At 62.9% G+C, this 14763-nt stretch carries 18 protein-coding genes; 15 read left to right on the top strand and 3 right to left on the bottom strand.

All coding sequences use genetic code 11. The features are described 5' to 3' along the window. The first annotated feature begins 195 nt into the window (after positions 1 to 195). The 3 genes from ACP15D_RS14940 (at position 196) to ACP15D_RS14950 (ending at position 2016) form a co-directional block, all read left to right on the top strand. Positions 196 to 1194 (top strand): energy transducer TonB family protein, encoded by a 999-nt coding sequence (locus ACP15D_RS14940; protein WP_424958233.1) that lies wholly within the window; start codon positions 196 to 198, stop codon positions 1192 to 1194. 15 nt (positions 1195 to 1209) lie between these two features. Continuing rightward, a complete protein-coding gene (locus ACP15D_RS14945) occupies positions 1210 to 1665 on the top strand; it encodes a DoxX family protein (protein ID WP_424958234.1) in 456 nt (151 codons plus the stop codon). Between the two features lie 75 nt (positions 1666 to 1740). Next, positions 1741 to 2016 (top strand): hypothetical protein, encoded by a 276-nt coding sequence (locus tag ACP15D_RS14950; RefSeq protein WP_424958235.1) that lies wholly within the window; start codon positions 1741 to 1743, stop codon positions 2014 to 2016. Between the two features lie 81 nt (positions 2017 to 2097). On the opposite strand, the gene ACP15D_RS14955 is transcribed toward ACP15D_RS14950, so the two are convergent. After that, on the bottom strand, positions 2098 to 2484 hold the full coding sequence (locus ACP15D_RS14955; protein WP_424958236.1) for a hypothetical protein: 387 nt from the start codon (positions 2482 to 2484) through the stop codon (positions 2098 to 2100). A gap of 92 nt (positions 2485 to 2576) precedes the next feature. On the opposite strand from ACP15D_RS14955, the gene ACP15D_RS14960 reads away from it, so the two are divergent. The 7 genes from ACP15D_RS14960 (at position 2577) to ACP15D_RS14990 (ending at position 8209) form a co-directional block, all read left to right on the top strand. Further along, a complete protein-coding gene (locus ACP15D_RS14960) occupies positions 2577 to 2777 on the top strand; it encodes a CsbD family protein (RefSeq protein ID WP_424958237.1) in 201 nt (66 codons plus the stop codon). A gap of 155 nt (positions 2778 to 2932) precedes the next feature. Then, positions 2933 to 3304 (top strand): hypothetical protein, encoded by a 372-nt coding sequence (locus ACP15D_RS14965; RefSeq protein WP_424958238.1) that lies wholly within the window; start codon positions 2933 to 2935, stop codon positions 3302 to 3304. 172 nt (positions 3305 to 3476) lie between these two features. Beyond that, positions 3477 to 3887, top strand: a complete 411-nt coding sequence (locus ACP15D_RS14970) for a nuclear transport factor 2 family protein (protein WP_424958239.1) — start codon at positions 3477 to 3479, stop codon at positions 3885 to 3887. A gap of 197 nt (positions 3888 to 4084) precedes the next feature. Beyond that, on the top strand, positions 4085 to 5257 hold the full coding sequence (locus ACP15D_RS14975) for a GGDEF domain-containing protein (protein ID WP_424958240.1): 1173 nt from the start codon (positions 4085 to 4087) through the stop codon (positions 5255 to 5257). A 34-nt stretch (positions 5258 to 5291) separates the two neighbouring features. Then, positions 5292 to 6029: a hypothetical protein gene (locus ACP15D_RS14980; protein ID WP_424958241.1), complete on the top strand. Its 738-nt coding sequence runs from the start codon at positions 5292 to 5294 to the stop codon at positions 6027 to 6029. Beyond that, positions 6030 to 7757, top strand: a complete 1728-nt coding sequence (locus tag ACP15D_RS14985) for a hypothetical protein (RefSeq protein WP_424958242.1) — start codon at positions 6030 to 6032, stop codon at positions 7755 to 7757. A gap of 329 nt (positions 7758 to 8086) precedes the next feature. Then, the gene (locus tag ACP15D_RS14990) at positions 8087 to 8209 is read left to right on the top strand and encodes a hypothetical protein (protein WP_424958243.1); all 123 of its coding nucleotides are present in this window, start codon (positions 8087 to 8089) and stop codon (positions 8207 to 8209) included. Between the two features lie 26 nt (positions 8210 to 8235). Here the strand turns inward: ACP15D_RS14990 and ACP15D_RS14995 are convergent, their stop codons facing one another. Further along, positions 8236 to 9102, bottom strand: coding sequence for an ImmA/IrrE family metallo-endopeptidase (locus ACP15D_RS14995; RefSeq protein WP_424958244.1), 867 nt, complete (start codon positions 9100 to 9102; stop codon positions 8236 to 8238). After that, positions 9089 to 9607, bottom strand: coding sequence for a helix-turn-helix domain-containing protein (locus tag ACP15D_RS15000; RefSeq protein WP_424958245.1), 519 nt, complete (start codon positions 9605 to 9607; stop codon positions 9089 to 9091). Before ACP15D_RS15000 ends, ACP15D_RS14995 begins: the two co-directional genes overlap by 14 nt. Before the next feature lie 57 nt (positions 9608 to 9664). On the opposite strand from ACP15D_RS15000, the gene ACP15D_RS15005 reads away from it, so the two are divergent. The 5 genes from ACP15D_RS15005 (at position 9665) to aspS (ending at position 14763) form a co-directional block, all read left to right on the top strand. Then, positions 9665 to 9889 (top strand): DUF2188 domain-containing protein, encoded by a 225-nt coding sequence (locus tag ACP15D_RS15005; RefSeq protein ID WP_424958246.1) that lies wholly within the window; start codon positions 9665 to 9667, stop codon positions 9887 to 9889. 55 nt (positions 9890 to 9944) lie between these two features. Beyond that, positions 9945 to 10871: a hypothetical protein gene (locus tag ACP15D_RS15010; protein WP_424958247.1), complete on the top strand. Its 927-nt coding sequence runs from the start codon at positions 9945 to 9947 to the stop codon at positions 10869 to 10871. A 931-nt stretch (positions 10872 to 11802) separates the two neighbouring features. Beyond that, positions 11803 to 12090, top strand: coding sequence for a hypothetical protein (locus tag ACP15D_RS15015; RefSeq protein WP_424958248.1), 288 nt, complete (start codon positions 11803 to 11805; stop codon positions 12088 to 12090). 154 nt (positions 12091 to 12244) lie between these two features. After that, positions 12245 to 12766, top strand: coding sequence for a hypothetical protein (locus ACP15D_RS15020; protein WP_424958249.1), 522 nt, complete (start codon positions 12245 to 12247; stop codon positions 12764 to 12766). 206 nt (positions 12767 to 12972) lie between these two features. Continuing rightward, positions 12973 to 14763 (top strand): aspartate--tRNA ligase, encoded by a 1791-nt coding sequence (gene aspS / locus ACP15D_RS15025; protein WP_424959247.1) that lies wholly within the window; start codon positions 12973 to 12975, stop codon positions 14761 to 14763.

Consider the following 14763-nt stretch of genomic DNA (forward strand, 5'->3'; position numbering starts at 1 on the left):
CCGCTGCCGAGCACCACGAAAAGGGCCCCCAGAAGGGGCCCTTTCTGCGTTTTTTGGTGCATTTCCCGAGCCCTGTGTCCCCCGTGCGACCGTCGCGTTGTTGAAAATGCCCAGATCGCATGGACAACTGGCACGAGGGCGGCGCAATCATCGCGCGACGCCACGATCGCGAACAGGACGGGACGAGCAAGCTGCATGAACGCCGGGGGAATCGTGCTGACGGTGGATCGGCCGGCGGCGACGAGTGATTACCTCGCCAGCCTGCGTCGGCGCGACCGCGTGTTCTGGGCGGGCTTTGCCGGCGCGCTGCTGGCGCATGCGCTGCTCATCATCGGTATCGGCTCCGCCAACCAGCGCACGCTTGGCACGCCTGAAGGCGCCAGCGATGCGATCGCTGTCGAGCTCGTCGATGCCGCGACGCTGAAGGACAGCATGGAGCCGCCGACGCCGGCGCAGCCCCCTCCCGGAGCCCAGCCTCAGCAGCAGCAGACGGCGGCGCTGCCCGAACAGCAGCCCGTAGAGCCGCAACCCGAGCAGCAGGCCGAGCAGACACCCCCCGAGCCGCCACAACCGCCGACGCCTGAGCCCGAGGCCGCGCAGCCCGCAGAGGCCCCGCCAGTCGAGACGCCCGCACCTGATGCAGCCGCCGAGGCTTTACCAGCCCTCGAGGACGCGCCTGCGGCCGACGCACTCAAACAGCCGAAAGAGGCGCCAAAGCAGGAAGAGCCCAAGCCCGAGCCGCCGAAGCAGGAAGCAAAGAAGGCCGAGCCGGCAAAGAAGCCGCCCGCCAAACAGCAGGCCAAGCAGCCGCAGAAAAAACGCACGCAGACCTCGGCCCTCGATTTGTCGGTGCCTTACGATGGCTCCGCGACGCAGTCGGATGCGGGCAGTTCCTCCGCTGTGCAGCGTCCCCCTGGCATCACGCGTTCAGGCGAGAACGACGAGTTTGCTCGCAACGTCATTCGCGCGCTGCAAAAGACGATGCCGCGTGAGCGGGCACGCGGTCGCGTTACCGTGCGCATCGTGCTCAACGAGAATGGCTCGCGCGCCGACGTGAAGCTTCTCAAGAGCGGCGGCGACTCTGATCTCGACTTCAACGTCATCTTTGCCGCGCGCCAGACCGCCTACCCGTTTCCTCCGAGGAACGCGACGCTCGTCGATCGCACATTCACGGTCACCTACATCTACCGCTGACCGCCGGCGGCATGCATGATGCCGCAACACGCCGAGCCGCTTACTACGCTAGCGGCGGCGACCCTCACCAATCAGGGAAAGCACGCCATGGACGCCAGCATCACCAGCATTCTCATCACCGTCGGTCAGATGCTGATGGGTGCGCTCTATGTCTGGGCAGGCCTCAATCACTTCGGACCGGTTGGCGCCAATGTCACTGCGATGCTTGCAGCGCGCGGTGTGCCTAAGCCGCGTGAATGCCTTTACGTCGCCAGCGTGCTCGAGCTTATTGGCGGCGCGTGTTTGATGGTAGGCGTCGCCGTGGCGCCGGCCGCGATCGGTCTCGCAATCTTCACAGTCATCGCCACCCTGGTGCTGGTGAACTTCTGGGACCAGCCCGAAGGCGAGCTTCGCGAGGCATTGAAGGGCGTTTTCGCTTCTAATACGGCGATCGTAGGCGGATTGCTGACAACCGCTGCCTCGGCGCTTTAAGGCTAGCCGTACACGCAATGCAACCTGACGGTGATCAGTGCGTTTCCCTCTCATGCAGCCAAGGAGAGAAACGCTATGAACAAACTGCTGATAATCGCATTTACTGCCATTCCGCTCGCCGCCTCGCCAGTACTTGCTGACGACAATTACAAATCAACCGAAGGCAAGATGCAGACGGAAGGCACCATGAATCCCACCGCGGGCACTGGCGCTCCGTCTAACCAGATGCCGGGCGCCGAGACGTCCGACCGCACGCCGCAGAAGGATACCACGACACCTTCCACGCAGGTCGACACGACCAAGAGCGGCGAGACGTCCGACCGCACGCCGGGCAATCACGCGCCGAACTAACGCGCGCGCGGCGAACGAATAATAGGTGAGACAATTAGGTGTCCGCGGCGCAGCGCAATCGTGCTGTGCCGCGAACCCGCGTCAGGACGCGAGCGGTGAGCGGGCCACTTCATCGGCCCAAATGAGCAAACCAAAATAGACGACGTTTGCCGCGATCCAGAAGCCGACGATCCAATACGCCTTGTTCTGTGTCGCTCGAGCGTGTTGCCCAAAGCGACCGCGTGAGATGCTCTTCATCAGGCCCATGCCGATGTTGAATTGCGACGACACCGACATGATATCGCCCCTGCTGCGAACAGGAGAGCGGTTCTGCCGCTTCATCAGTTCGCGGCCACCAGGCGACTTCAGAATTTCCCGATGATACCAGCGTGCCAGCAACAACATTGGCAGCGTCAGCAGGGCGACGCCTCCGATCATGTAATAGAGCCTGAATGTGGGCTCCTGAAAAAATGTCAGCATGCTGTCCATTTGATCTGCATGCAAAAGAAGTGGCGCTAATAGTTGGAACGCGGTGGCGGTCCGCGCGTTTTACCTCTGTGTTCAATGTGGAGGTAATACCCATGAATTGGGATCGCGTCGAAGGTAATTGGAAGCAGTTCACCGGCAAGGTCAAGGAGCAGTGGGGCAAGCTCACTGACGACGACATTGCCCAGATCAATGGCAACCGCGACCAGCTCGAGGGCAAGCTTCAGGCCCGCTACGGTTACGCCAAGGACCAGGTGAAAGAGGACGTCGATAGCTGGCTCAACCGCCACGGCTAACGGCAACCTGCATAAGAATAACGCGGCCAAGCGCCGCGTTATTCTTTTTGATCACAGGTAAAGCGCTAAATCGCCCTATCTGCTGCCCGCCCCTTGTGACGGCCCTCGACTCGATTCCACAATGGAGTGAGAAAGGCCTGGCTGGGGGGTCGGCGATGAAAACGTTCCTTGCTACTACGCTCACCGAGACGGCAGTGTCACAAGACAAGCGCCGTTTTCAGCTCACTTTCGTGAACTCGAAGGGTGAGGAGTGCGAACTCAGCATTCCTGCTGGGCTCGCCGCAGATCTCGTACCCGTACTGGAGGCGATTGCGGCCATGGCGCCGCGCGCTGGCGCCGTCGCCGAGATGACGCGGCTGCCAAAGACCTGCTCGGTCGGTCATGCGAGTGGCGAGCGCATGGTGCTGCTGCGCTTCGACGATGACGCGCCCTATGCGATCGATCTCGAGGTCGCGCAGGCATTGGCGGAGCAGCTTCAGGAACAGAGCGACGAGTTGAGCGAGACATCCCGTCCCGCTCTGCACTGAGGCCGTCTAAGCCGTTGATATTATAGGCAGGCCTATGACAGCCGCTTGGCTTGATATGCAACTTTCGTCGTGACGAAAAACTATCTTAGGTTGTGTGCACCTTAGAAGACTGGCTAACATTCACGCACGCGTTGTTTTAAGGTACGTGCCATCCCTCTGGTTGAATGGCGCGATGCGGACACCCCTGGAAGTTACCGAGACGCTACTGGGCAAATGGCGGGATGATCCGGCGGGCTGCATGGCCGCGTACGTGGATCCCGAGATCGTCTACACGCTGAACGTTTCACCCGATGCACTGCTGCTCGGTGGAGAAACGCATGGTCGCGATGCGGTCACGGTGAAGATGCTCGGCATTCGTGAGCAGTTCGATTACCTCGTTTTCAAACCGCGTATCTTCTCCGTAAGCGGGGATGTCGTGCGCATACGCATCGAATATGTCTTCCAGCACAAGGCCAGCGGCGAACTGCTGTCCGGCAATATGCGCTCCGAGTTCACTGTGCGCGACGGACTTATCGTGCGCGTCGACGAGTTCGTCGACGCCCCGATGATCGAAAGCTTCATGCGCCTGTTTGCCAAAAATTGAGAAAGGGCTGAACGAGCGGGGCAACCGTTCCTTTACGCTGTCTCCGCAACCCATCCTCGCGCACCGCGGTAGATACGAATCCGCGCCTGCTCTGCGGATATGATCCAGATCAGAGTCCCAGCGATCAGGTAAGAATGCCGTTTCTCGCGAGACGCAGACCGCTCCAGAATGCAGCTGTTGATCCGGACTTCATCCGCATGCTGGATGAGGCAATTGTCCGCTTTCAGGCGTCCTACACAACGGTTTTTTCCAAGCGCCTCTGGCAGCGCTACGAACAAGACACGGCCGAGGACCGTCATCGCCACCTCGAGTTCACCATGGCGTTCGGCGGCATCGCTTTCGTACTCACAGCGCTGACCGATTTCGCCTTCCTGCCTGACATCGGTTTCGACGGGATTTGGCTGCGGTGCGCCGCTCTTCCCGTTTGCATCGTCGCTGCGATCGCAGCACGTCGCGCGACGGCCGACCGGCGCGAGCAGCTGGTGGTCGCTAGCGGGACATTTATGGTCATCGTGCTCACATGCGTACCGCTTCTCTCGACTGCATCGTCGGCACCCGCGGCGTTCATGTCGCCGATCTTCGGCCTCGCATTCGGCAATACCACCGTTGTTCCGCGATTCAGACTCGCGTGCATTTCAACCGCGATATGTTGCCTTGCGATGGCCGCCGCCGCCTTGTGGCAAAGTCCGCTCGGCTGGGCGGTTTGCATTGAGATTATGCTGGTCGGATCCTTCAGTCTGCTCGCCAACTATCGCATCCAGCGTCATGAGCTGTTCGAGTATCTGCTCAGCTCGCGTGAGGCACAGCGCACCGCCGCGCTCAATGCCGATCGCGAAAAGCTCAAAGCCCTATCCGACACCGACGGCCTGACGGGTCTCGCCAATCGTGGCGCCTGCGATCGTCACTGCGAGGAAGTCTTCAACGATCCCAAGAATATCGGAACACCGATCGCCGTGCTGCTGGCGGACGTCGATCACTTCAAGGCCTACAACGACTATTACGGCCATCTCGCCGGCGACGAATGCCTGCGTATCGTCTCCGGCGCCATCGCCGCGGCGATCCGCGGAAAGAGCGATCTCGTCGCCCGCTTCGGCGGTGAGGAGTTCATCGCCTGCATTCTCGGCATCGACGCCGACAAGGCACGCCTCTTGGGCGAGCGTCTTTGCGCTGCTGTTCGCGACCTCGATATCCAGCACTTCGGCCGCAGCGATGCTTTGCAGCATGTGACCATCAGCGTCGGCGTCGCCACCGCGACGATCTCGCCATCGCTCACCGTCGAGGCGATGATCGACGCCGCCGACCGGGCGCTGTATCAAGCCAAGAATGGCGGCCGCAATCGCCTCGAGGCGACCTATCTCGACGCTGCGTGACGAAGCGGGCGGCATCTCTCGACGGTGGAAACCAATGCGTCTCATCTTTCGCACCGCGCTGACGCCGCTCGCGCTGCTGCTTCTCGCCACGATCGCGCACGCCCGATCGCCTGCCCCCGCCTGGCGCGACGACTACGTAACGCGCCTTGAAGCCCTCGCCCTGCTTCAGACGCTCAACGCCGAGCTGCTTTCCAACGACAGCGCCACGCTCACCCTCGACCGCTGGTGTGCCACGCATGCCCTCGCCGCGCCCGCGCGCATCATCGCCGAGCGCGTCACCGGCGCCGACGAGCCGCCGACGCCCGAGCAGCGCCAGCTCCTCGGCGTCAGCGCCACAGAGCCCGTCCGCTTCCGCCGCGTGCGTTTGAAGTGCGGCGATCACGTGCTCTCCGAGGCGCAGAACTGGTACGTCCCCTCGCGCCTCACGCCCGAAATGAACGCCACACTCGACACCACCGACACCGCCTTCGGCCGCGTGGTGAAGCCGCTCGACTTCCGCCGCCGCACGTTGTCGGCAAAGCTGCTATGGTCGCCGCTACCCGACGGCTGGGAGATGCGCGCCGCCAACGACAACACCCCGCTCCCCGACGCCACAGCAAGCGCCACCCTGAAAATCCCGCACGAGGTCCTGCAGCACCGCGCCATCCTCACACTGCCCGACGGCACGCCCATCAGTCAGGTGACGGAAACCTACACCTCGGACACGCTCGCCTTCCCCGACCCGCAGCCGCCGCCCGCAGCAACACGCCCACCGCGCACGGAGCACCGCTGAATGATCAGGTTCCGGCGGCTCTTCGAACTCGTCTCCGACGCCGACCGCCGCCGCTTCGCCGAAGCCTCCGATCTCTTCCGCGCCGCCTTCCCCTACGAGGCCGAAGCGATCGACCGCATCGCCTACATGCTGCTCAACCGCCGCTCCATCACCTTCGACCCGATCCTGCTGCTCTCCACCGACGCGCGTGATCGCATCACCGGCCTTGCCTTCGTCTACTACTTCTCCGAGCTCAACTACGGCTACCTGCAGTACTTCGCCTCCGACCCGCGCCGCCCCGCCCGCGGCATAGGCATCGCCCTCTACGAAGCCCTGCGCGAGCTGCTCGCCGCCCGCGGCGCCAAAGGCATGTTCCTCGACGTGCCGCCCGCCGAGCCCGAAAAGCTGAAAGACAAATCGCGCGCCGCCATCAACCGCCGCCGCCTGCGCTTCTACGCCCGCTACGACGTGCAGAAGGTGCTCGGCACGCTCTGGGACGTCGACGCCAACCCGCGCAACGACGGCTACCTGACGACGCTGCTGTTCGACCCGCTCGGCCGCAAGCCTATGCTCGCCAAGGCCGACGCCCGCGCCGTCGTCCGCAACATTCTGGTCGACCAGTACGCCTTCGAGCCCGACGACCCCTTCGTCATGCGCATCGTCGGCTCCTTCGCCGACAATCCCGTCCGCCTCGCCCCCATCGGCACCCAGCCCGAGCGCGCCGTCCCCACGCGCGGCAAATACCTGCTGCCCATCAAGATGGTCGTCTCCGAGCGCCACCACATCCATCACCTGCGCGAGAAGGGCTACGTCGAGCGCCCCGTGCGCGTCGCCGCCATCCTCAAGGGCCTCGAAGGCCTGCCCATCGAGCGCGTGCCGACGCGCCACTTCGGCGAGGACCACTTGACCGCCGTGCACACGCCCGCGCTCGTCGGCTACTTGAAGGCCATGGGCCAGAAGCTCGACGACAAGGCGCTGATCTACCCCGAGGTCTTCCCCATCCGCCGCCCCGACCGCATCCCCCGCGCGCTCGAAGACCGCGCCGGCTACTTCTGCGCCGACACCTTCACGCCGCTGACGCGCAACGTCTTCGCCGCCGCCCGCGATGCCGCCAACGTCGCCCTCACCGCCGCCACGCTGATCGAAAAGGGCGAGCGCTTCGCCTACGCGCTCTGCCGGCCGCCCGGCCACCACGCCGAGCGCCGCATCTACGGCGGCTTCTGCTTCCTCAACAACTCCGCCATCGCCGCGCATTATCTCTCGCGCCACGGCCCCGTCGCCCTGCTCGACATCGACTATCACCACGGCAACGGCGGCCAGGACATCTTCTACGCGCGCCCCGACGTGCTCACGGTCTCCATCCACGGCCACCCAAGCCACGCCTACCCGAATTTCTCCGGCTATGCCGACGAGCGCGGCGAGGGCAACGGCCTCGGCTTCAATCATAATTTCCCGCTCGAGCCGCCGGTCGACGATGACCGCTACATGGTCGTGCTCGACCGCGCGCTGTCGGTGATCCGCAACTTCAAGCCGCGCATCCTTGTGCTCTCCATCGGCTTCGACATCATGCGCGGCGACCCGACGGGATCATTCGCGCTCACCAACGCCGGCATGCAGCGCATCGGCAAGCGCATCGGCCGCTTCGGCGCGCCGACGCTGATCGTGCAGGAAGGCGGCTACGCCCTCGGCAACCTGCGCTCCGGCTCGCACGCCTTCTTCACCGGCATCGCCGAAGCCTGGCACGACTGATCGGCGGGGAGTACCCTTAACCTCTCCCCAGTGGGGAGAGGTCGGATGCGATCGCACGATCGCATCCGGGTGAGGGGCCGCCACCCTCTCATCCCCTCTCCCCGTCCTTGACGGGGAGAGGGTGGAGCCTGCCCCGGCGAAGGCCGGGGGTGAGGGGCAGAAGCTCGTGAGGGGCAGACGCTCGTGCCCCGGGCAGCAGCGCACCAAGCGCAGCAACGTTCCTCGGCCTGAGCCGACGCGACCATGGCCGTCGAGCTGATCCCCAAGGCCAAGCCCGCGCACGGCAAGTGGCTCGTCACCGCCCAGAACGTCGTCAAAAACAACTGCGAGTGATCGCGTCGCGGCTAAGCCCGCCGACGCTGATCGTGCAGGAAGGCGGCTACGCCCTCGGCAACCTGCGCTCCGGCTCGCACGCCTTCTTCACCGGCATCGCCGAAGCGTGGGCGGGTTGAGCCTGCAGGCATTTAGCTAGGAATGGTCACCTGCGCCTCTTACGTCCAGGCCAAGGCAGCACACCGTCGAGTTCGCGCAAGCCGTTGATCCACTGGCTCCCTTGTTTCCGCTCGGATGGCGTGATCGGAAGTTCATGGTCTTCGAACCAGAGCAATGTCAGCGTCTGGTCCCATTGGGCAAAATGTCTGGCGTCCTCATAAAGTGACGCGTCGCGATCAAAGTCTTCAAACCATTGTTCCGGCTCGGCATCCTCCGGCCCCGTTGCAGGCGCGCCCGCACGCACGCGGGCGCTATTAGAGTCGACAGGCAGAGCTGATCCTGGCCTGATCCAAGCCTTTGCATCACGAAGCCGAGTGGATCTCGAGCTATAGCGAACTTTGCCACCCTCGGAAATCACGAAGGCACACAACTCGCTGGAGAAGGCGGCGAACCGCGAACCCGTTGAGACAAGCGAAGCTTCGAACTCTTCGGCCAATGCACTTATCGACGCGAGCCCCATGTCGGCTGCATCCACGCGCGGCTTGAACAGCCTATGCGGAAGCAGCAGTTCGGCGGCGAATACATCGCAGGCTACTTCGCCCGCCGGCCTACGGGCGTAACTCCAACTAGGATGTGAGTGATCGGCAGGAACGTCGAGAACGACATGAGCCACTTCATGGCAAACGCTGAACCGCTGACGTCGTGGGTTATGCGCGCAGTTCACACAGATGCGGTACTTGCCGTTCGGGTCGCGAAACGACCAGGCATCCTCATTTTCATCTAGCACTTCCTCCTTGATAACGCCTCCAATTTGAGCGGCGTAAGTGTCAACGGAGACTGGAAGCGCCTGCGGCCCGCAGAGTCGAATAAACTCACGGGCTTTTATCGCGACAGAGACATCATCCACCGTCATCGTCCCCCCATAGTCGACGGATACGGGCTAGCGAAGTTTCGTAATTTGGGCGTGCGCCTCGGTTTACGACAGTGGTGAGCATGTGAAACTCGTTAAAGGATATTTTTGCGTCGGTGCGAAGAAATTCCAACAGTTTGGGATCAACATTCGGATGGCTTGCTAAAAATCGCAAAACTTCCGCATCGCGTTTCGGGGGTGTGAGTGCGGATATCAACTTGCCAACGACTTCGTCGGACGGAGCCTCCTTAGCGCCAGTCTCCAAGCGATAAATATATGCATGATCGACATCACTCAGCTGTGAGACCTCTCGCAAACTAAGGTCACGGCGTTCACGCAGGCTCTTTAGCCAATTTCCAAACGCCGACTCAGGCATTCGCTCTCCTTGACAAGTTCGAAGACATTCTGTACGTGTTGTCTGGATAGACAACACGCCTCGAACCAGCTTTGCTGGGTCTGGGCATTTTTTGAAGCCTGCCTGTTGTCTGACCGGACACCAAATTGGCATTCGTGGCGAGTAAGCGCAAGCGATCTACCCACGAAAACGAAGGGAGTTCACAAACAAATGAGCCGCAAGAGTCAGCACGTCGTACCGCATAACGGAGATTGGGCCGTCCGCGGTGCGGGGAACGGCCGAGTCACCTCGACTCACCACACACAATCCGATGCAGCAAGTTCCGCGCGGCGTATCGCACAGAACCAGGGCTCGGAGGTTGTGATCCATCGGCCCGATGGGCGAATTCGCGACAAGGACAGCTACGGCAACGATCCCTATCCCCCGAAGGGTTGAACAGAGGCGGCTCGCTTGAGCCGCCTTTTTCTTTTCTCGTGAAAGGAGGCGCTGGATGCGCATCACCAAACATCACGTCACGAACTTGGATCTGTATCTCGGCGGCATATCAGAAGGCGCGACGTTTCGTGTTGTCGCTAGCCTCTCAAACGAGCAATACGGGCGAGTCGGGCTCTCCGCCGCGCCGGGCGCGGGAGATACTGTACTCCCGCGCGTCGTGGGTCCGGTGACGAGATACAATGCTCGCGGCCGTTGGGTCGTACATCGCGACCTTCCAAAAGAGCCTCGCTACATTCGTACCGTAAGTTGGAAGTGGACGCAGTGGTCAGGGCAGGACCAGACGGAACACGAGGACTTTCGCGACATCTACCGCGACTGTTACCCGCGCGATCTCGTCCCGCCGCCGGGCGTCGAACTCACAGTAATCAGCATCGACGGCGCATTGCACGTCACCTCTCCCGAGCTTAGGAAGACCGAGAGTGAATCGAGTAACAATCGACATTGCGTCAACCTTCTCCTCGAAATTTTCAGAAGTTGCGAGCTTGTCGGCGCCAACATGCGTCCTATGCGACTTCCGGAAATTCGTCGTGCAAATTGGCGGATGCTGCCGCCGGGCGACTATCCATGGCAGAAGGTTGAAGCGCATATTGATGCAGCTATTGGCAAGCGCTCAGACGATACGAAGCGTGTGATCTGGGACAGGCAGGAGACAATCAAAGGCTTCGGCCCCGATGAGATTTTTGTTGGGGAGGCGGGCTTTGATGACTACTTGGCGTACGTCTTCAATGCGCGACGGCTGGTCGTCCTTGAAAGCGTTCGCAAAGACAACGCCATATACGTCTTTGGACTCGACTGGAAGCGTGTGTCGCAGCTCAGCAAGGGCGAAATAGTACGTGGCGGTCTGCAAGCGGCACGAATCGTCCACGCCAAAGGATGGAAGGCACAGCTTGCTCGGCTCCTGCACGAGGACAAAGCCGCATGACCGGCGCCATTCCGCGCGCTGAGATGCGCGCTGCCGCTAAAGCGGCCCAATGGTGCGCTTCGCGAATGCCGCCGAGGCGTCGCGGTGCTCGCCTCCCCGAAACGTCATGCCGGCGAAGGCCGGCACCCACGCAAGTCTCCACAATTGCAACGCTAGCTGTGACGTGAGCCAGCGGCAGCGTCGCAACCGCCTGCGCGAAAAGCGCGTGCTGAAGCTGGCGTAGGCCCCGACCTTCGTCGGGGTGACGTTGAGTTGGTGGCTACGATCCCAAACTAATCCCCGCCCCCATACCCCACTCCATACTTCCCCCACCTCTGCCCATCTGGGACGCAGCAGCTGAGCGGCTAAGCGGGGCAGGGGATGGTGCCCGGTTGAGGCAGCGCTGCACCGTCGCCGCGCTGTCGCGAGGAGTAGCTCCCTCAGATGCCGGGGCCGTCGATCGGAGCTGTGCGCCGCGGGCAACCGCACGCACGGACGCCCGTCGGCAGCGGCGCTCGCACCCCTGCACCACGCGAGCGCAGAAGTGGAAGGTCCTGACGATGCGGCCCCGCTGTTGGAAGCCAAGGGCCGGACCTGAAACGCGCTGACGCCGAGTATCGCACCTCCGGCACGGCAGCGGCCAACGCGGGCGCCGGAAGGCTGCCGGTTTTGACTACGGATGGCGGTCGTTCGGCGCCCGTGCTCCCGAAGTGATGTGCAATGCCTCGGAGCGATGCGCTCGCGAGAACGAGACCCCGCGTCTGTCATCCCGGGCGCAGCGAGGCCTGGCCGAGCAAGACCCGGGACCCAGGAGAGACGCGCGCCAGCTCTCCATGCGGAGGCTTCGCCGCGCTGACGCTGGATCCCGGATATCAGCTCGCCTGCGCGCGCAGCTTCCGGGATGACAGAGGACCGACTGCCCACTGCCTCACTGCCCGATCAGGAGAGCCAAATGTCGACATCACCCCGCGGCGAACGCCCACGCAAACCCTCCGGCATCTTCCTCGATTCCTCGCCCGAGGCGTTCACCGCCGAATATACCGAGCGCATGATCGCCTCGGCCGCCGGGTTGCCGCGCATCTGCGCGCTGAAGAAGTGCCGTCGCCGCAGTCGCTGCTTCGGTCCTTACGCCGCGGGCTTGCCGTGCACGCGCCATCATCAAGGGCTGTGCCAGGCGCGGTTCGCAGGCGCCCTCGCGCTCCTCGGCTGGTCCCTCACCGCGGAGGACACCCCCGAATGACCACCCCTCTGCCCCCACTGCCGACTGCCCACAGCCTATTGCCGCATTTGTCTCGTCCCCGGTCAGACTTCGGCAAGCAAGCCGCGCCAAAGCCGCCCGCGCACCGATCCGCCCCGCTAGGGTCTCGGCCAGCGAAGCAAAACGGAGACCTCAGATGGCCCATTCGCGTGCAACGGAGCGCAGCGTCCTCAGCGGAGATCAGCTCGAACTCGTCGACAAGACGCATCATCCGGCGATCTACGATGTCGACGCCAAAGCGCTGCGCGATCTGCAGAAGCAGATCCGCGCCGAAAAGGGCAAGGTGAGAACGCTCGTGCGTCAGCGTCAGCGCGAGCTGCGCGGCAAGGGAGATGTGCGCGGCGGCTCGTTCCCCGGCAACACCGAACAGCCCTTGAAGCGCAAGCAGGCGCTGTCCGCGGCACTGAAGCGCGTCAATCGCGAGCTGGTGCGCCAGCGGGCGCTGGAGGCGCGCACTTCCAACGTCGACGCGGCGCGCCGCGCGCTGGCCGCACGCCGCAGCGCCTTCTTTGTCAATCCCGCATCGGCCGATCGCACCGCCGGCAAGGGCATGCAGCCAATCCCCAGCACGCGCCGCCGCAGTATCATTCCTGGCAGTCAGGTCGGTTCGGTATCGCAGGCAACCAAGGTCGCGCAGGCCAGAAAGGACAACCGCTGAAAACCGCGGCGCTGATCGCCGTTGCCGCGCCTCAATCAGCTGCATCCAAAGGGCTGTTAACCTCCGCCTTGACAACCCTTTGGTGAAATGCGCTTTTCCCGCCGCTAAGCAATTTTTGATTGATCGCGGCGGGACCCCGAACGATGACTGAGGCGAAGGCGAAAGCTAAGGCGAAACAGGCGGTTGCGGCGTCAGTGGACACCGCGCTGCATCGCTATCGCTCGCACACGTGCGGCGCGCTGCGCGCCTCCGACATCGGCAAATCGGTGCGCCTGTCGGGCTGGGTGCATCGCGTGCGCGACCACGGCGGGCTGCTGTTCATCGATTTGCGCGACCACTACGGCATCACGCAGGTCGTCGCCGATCCCGACAGTCCGGCGTTCAAGACGGCCGAGAGCGTGCGCTCCGAATGGGTCATTCGCGTCGATGGCGCAGTGCGTCAGCGCCCCGAAGGCACCGTCAACGCTGAGCTGCCGACGGGCGAGGTCGAGCTGTTCGCCACCGAAATCGAGGTGCTCTCGCAGGCAAAGGAGCTCCCCGTTCCGGTGTTCGGCGAGCCGGACTATCCGGAAGACCTGCGTCTGCAGTATCGCTTCCTCGATTTGCGTCGCGAGACACTGCACAAGAACATCATGCAGCGGATGGCGATCGTCGCTTCGATCCGCAAGCGCATGGTGGAAGGCGGCTTCTTTGAGTTCTCGACGCCGATTTTGACGGCGTCATCGCCCGAAGGCGCGCGTGACTTTCTTGTCCCATCGCGCATTCATGCTGGTAAGTTCTACGCACTGCCGCAGGCACCACAGCAGTATAAGCAGCTGCTGATGGTTTCGGGTTTTGATCGCTACTTCCAGATCGCGCCTTGCTTCCGCGACGAGGATCCGCGCGCCGATCGTCTGCCGGGCGAGTTCTATCAGCTCGACGTCGAGATGAGCTTCGTCGAGCAGGAAGACATCTTCTCCGCGATGGAGCCCGTCATCACTGGCGTGTTCGAGGAGTTTGGGGCGGGCAAGGAAGTTACGCACGGATGGCCGCGCATCCCTTACGATGAGGCGATTGCCAAGTACGGCTCCGACAAGCCGGATCTGCGCAACCCGATCGAGATGCAGGACGTGACGGAAGCCTTCCGCGGCTCGGGCTTCAAGATCTTCGCCGGCATGATCGACAAGGATCCCAAGGTCCGCGTGTGGGCGATCCCCGCGCCGGGCGGCGGCTCTCGCGCCTTCTGCGACCGCATGAACTCTTGGGCGCAGGGCGAAGGCCAGCCGGGTCTGGCTTACATCTTCTATCGTGAGAACGAGGCGGCCGGTCCCGTCGGCAAAAACCTCGGCCCCGAACGCTCCGAGCAGATCCGCACGCAGCTCGGCCTCAAAGAGGGCGATGCCGTTTTCTTCGCGGCAGGCAATCCAGCGCGCTTCTATAAGTTCGCCGGCGAGGCCCGCGCACGCATCGGCGAAGAGCTCAAGCTGATCGACGAGGGCAAATTCGCGCTCGCTTGGATAGTCGACTTCCCGTTTTACGAGTGGAACGAGGACGACAAGAAGATCGACTTCTCGCACAATCCGTTCTCGATGCCGCAAGGCGGGCTGGACGCACTGAACGCCGCCAGCAGCGACGAGGATCGCCTCAACATCAAGGCCTATCAGTACGATATCGTCTGCAACGGCTTCGAGATCGCTTCAGGCTCGGTGCGTAATCATCGCCCCGACACGATGGTGAAGGCCTTCGAGATCACGGGCCTTGGTCAAAAGGAAGTCGAGGAGCGCTTCGGCGGTCTCTACCGCGCGTTCCAGTATGGCGCACCCCCACACGGTGGCATGGCCGCGGGCATCGACCGCATCGTCATGCTGCTCGTCGGCGCCAAAAACCTGCGCGAGATCTCGCTCTTCCCGATGAATCAGCAGGCCAACGATCTGCTCATGGGCGCGCCTTCCGAAGTTATGCCCAAGCAGCTCCGCGAGCTGCATATTCGTGTCGTGGCGCCGGAGAAGAAGGACTAG

Origin of the sequence: Hyphomicrobium sp. 1Nfss2.1, assembly GCF_965243865.1 — a bacterium.
Classification (GTDB): Bacteria; Pseudomonadota; Alphaproteobacteria; order Rhizobiales; family Hyphomicrobiaceae; genus Hyphomicrobium_A.

What these genes read in the sequence shown, in the direction of transcription:
- ACP15D_RS14940 (WP_424958233.1), top strand. Translation starts at nt 196, where the DNA reads ATGAACGCCGGGGGAATCGTGCTGACGGTGGATCGGCCGGCGGCGACG.
- ACP15D_RS14945 (WP_424958234.1), top strand. Translation starts at nt 1,210, where the DNA reads ATGATGCCGCAACACGCCGAGCCGCTTACTACGCTAGCGGCGGCGACC.
- ACP15D_RS14950 (WP_424958235.1), top strand. Translation starts at nt 1,741, where the DNA reads ATGAACAAACTGCTGATAATCGCATTTACTGCCATTCCGCTCGCCGCC.
- ACP15D_RS14955 (WP_424958236.1), bottom strand. Translation starts at nt 2,484, where the DNA reads ATGGACAGCATGCTGACATTTTTTCAGGAGCCCACATTCAGGCTCTAT.
- ACP15D_RS14960 (WP_424958237.1), top strand. Translation starts at nt 2,577, where the DNA reads ATGAATTGGGATCGCGTCGAAGGTAATTGGAAGCAGTTCACCGGCAAG.
- ACP15D_RS14965 (WP_424958238.1), top strand. Translation starts at nt 2,933, where the DNA reads ATGAAAACGTTCCTTGCTACTACGCTCACCGAGACGGCAGTGTCACAA.
- ACP15D_RS14970 (WP_424958239.1), top strand. Translation starts at nt 3,477, where the DNA reads ATGCGGACACCCCTGGAAGTTACCGAGACGCTACTGGGCAAATGGCGG.
- ACP15D_RS14975 (WP_424958240.1), top strand. Translation starts at nt 4,085, where the DNA reads ATGCTGGATGAGGCAATTGTCCGCTTTCAGGCGTCCTACACAACGGTT.
- ACP15D_RS14980 (WP_424958241.1), top strand. Translation starts at nt 5,292, where the DNA reads ATGCGTCTCATCTTTCGCACCGCGCTGACGCCGCTCGCGCTGCTGCTT.
- ACP15D_RS14985 (WP_424958242.1), top strand. Translation starts at nt 6,030, where the DNA reads ATGATCAGGTTCCGGCGGCTCTTCGAACTCGTCTCCGACGCCGACCGC.
- ACP15D_RS14995 (WP_424958244.1), bottom strand. Translation starts at nt 9,102, where the DNA reads ATGACGGTGGATGATGTCTCTGTCGCGATAAAAGCCCGTGAGTTTATT.
- ACP15D_RS15000 (WP_424958245.1), bottom strand. Translation starts at nt 9,607, where the DNA reads ATGCCAATTTGGTGTCCGGTCAGACAACAGGCAGGCTTCAAAAAATGC.
- ACP15D_RS15005 (WP_424958246.1), top strand. Translation starts at nt 9,665, where the DNA reads ATGAGCCGCAAGAGTCAGCACGTCGTACCGCATAACGGAGATTGGGCC.
- ACP15D_RS15010 (WP_424958247.1), top strand. Translation starts at nt 9,945, where the DNA reads ATGCGCATCACCAAACATCACGTCACGAACTTGGATCTGTATCTCGGC.
- ACP15D_RS15015 (WP_424958248.1), top strand. Translation starts at nt 11,803, where the DNA reads ATGTCGACATCACCCCGCGGCGAACGCCCACGCAAACCCTCCGGCATC.
- ACP15D_RS15020 (WP_424958249.1), top strand. Translation starts at nt 12,245, where the DNA reads ATGGCCCATTCGCGTGCAACGGAGCGCAGCGTCCTCAGCGGAGATCAG.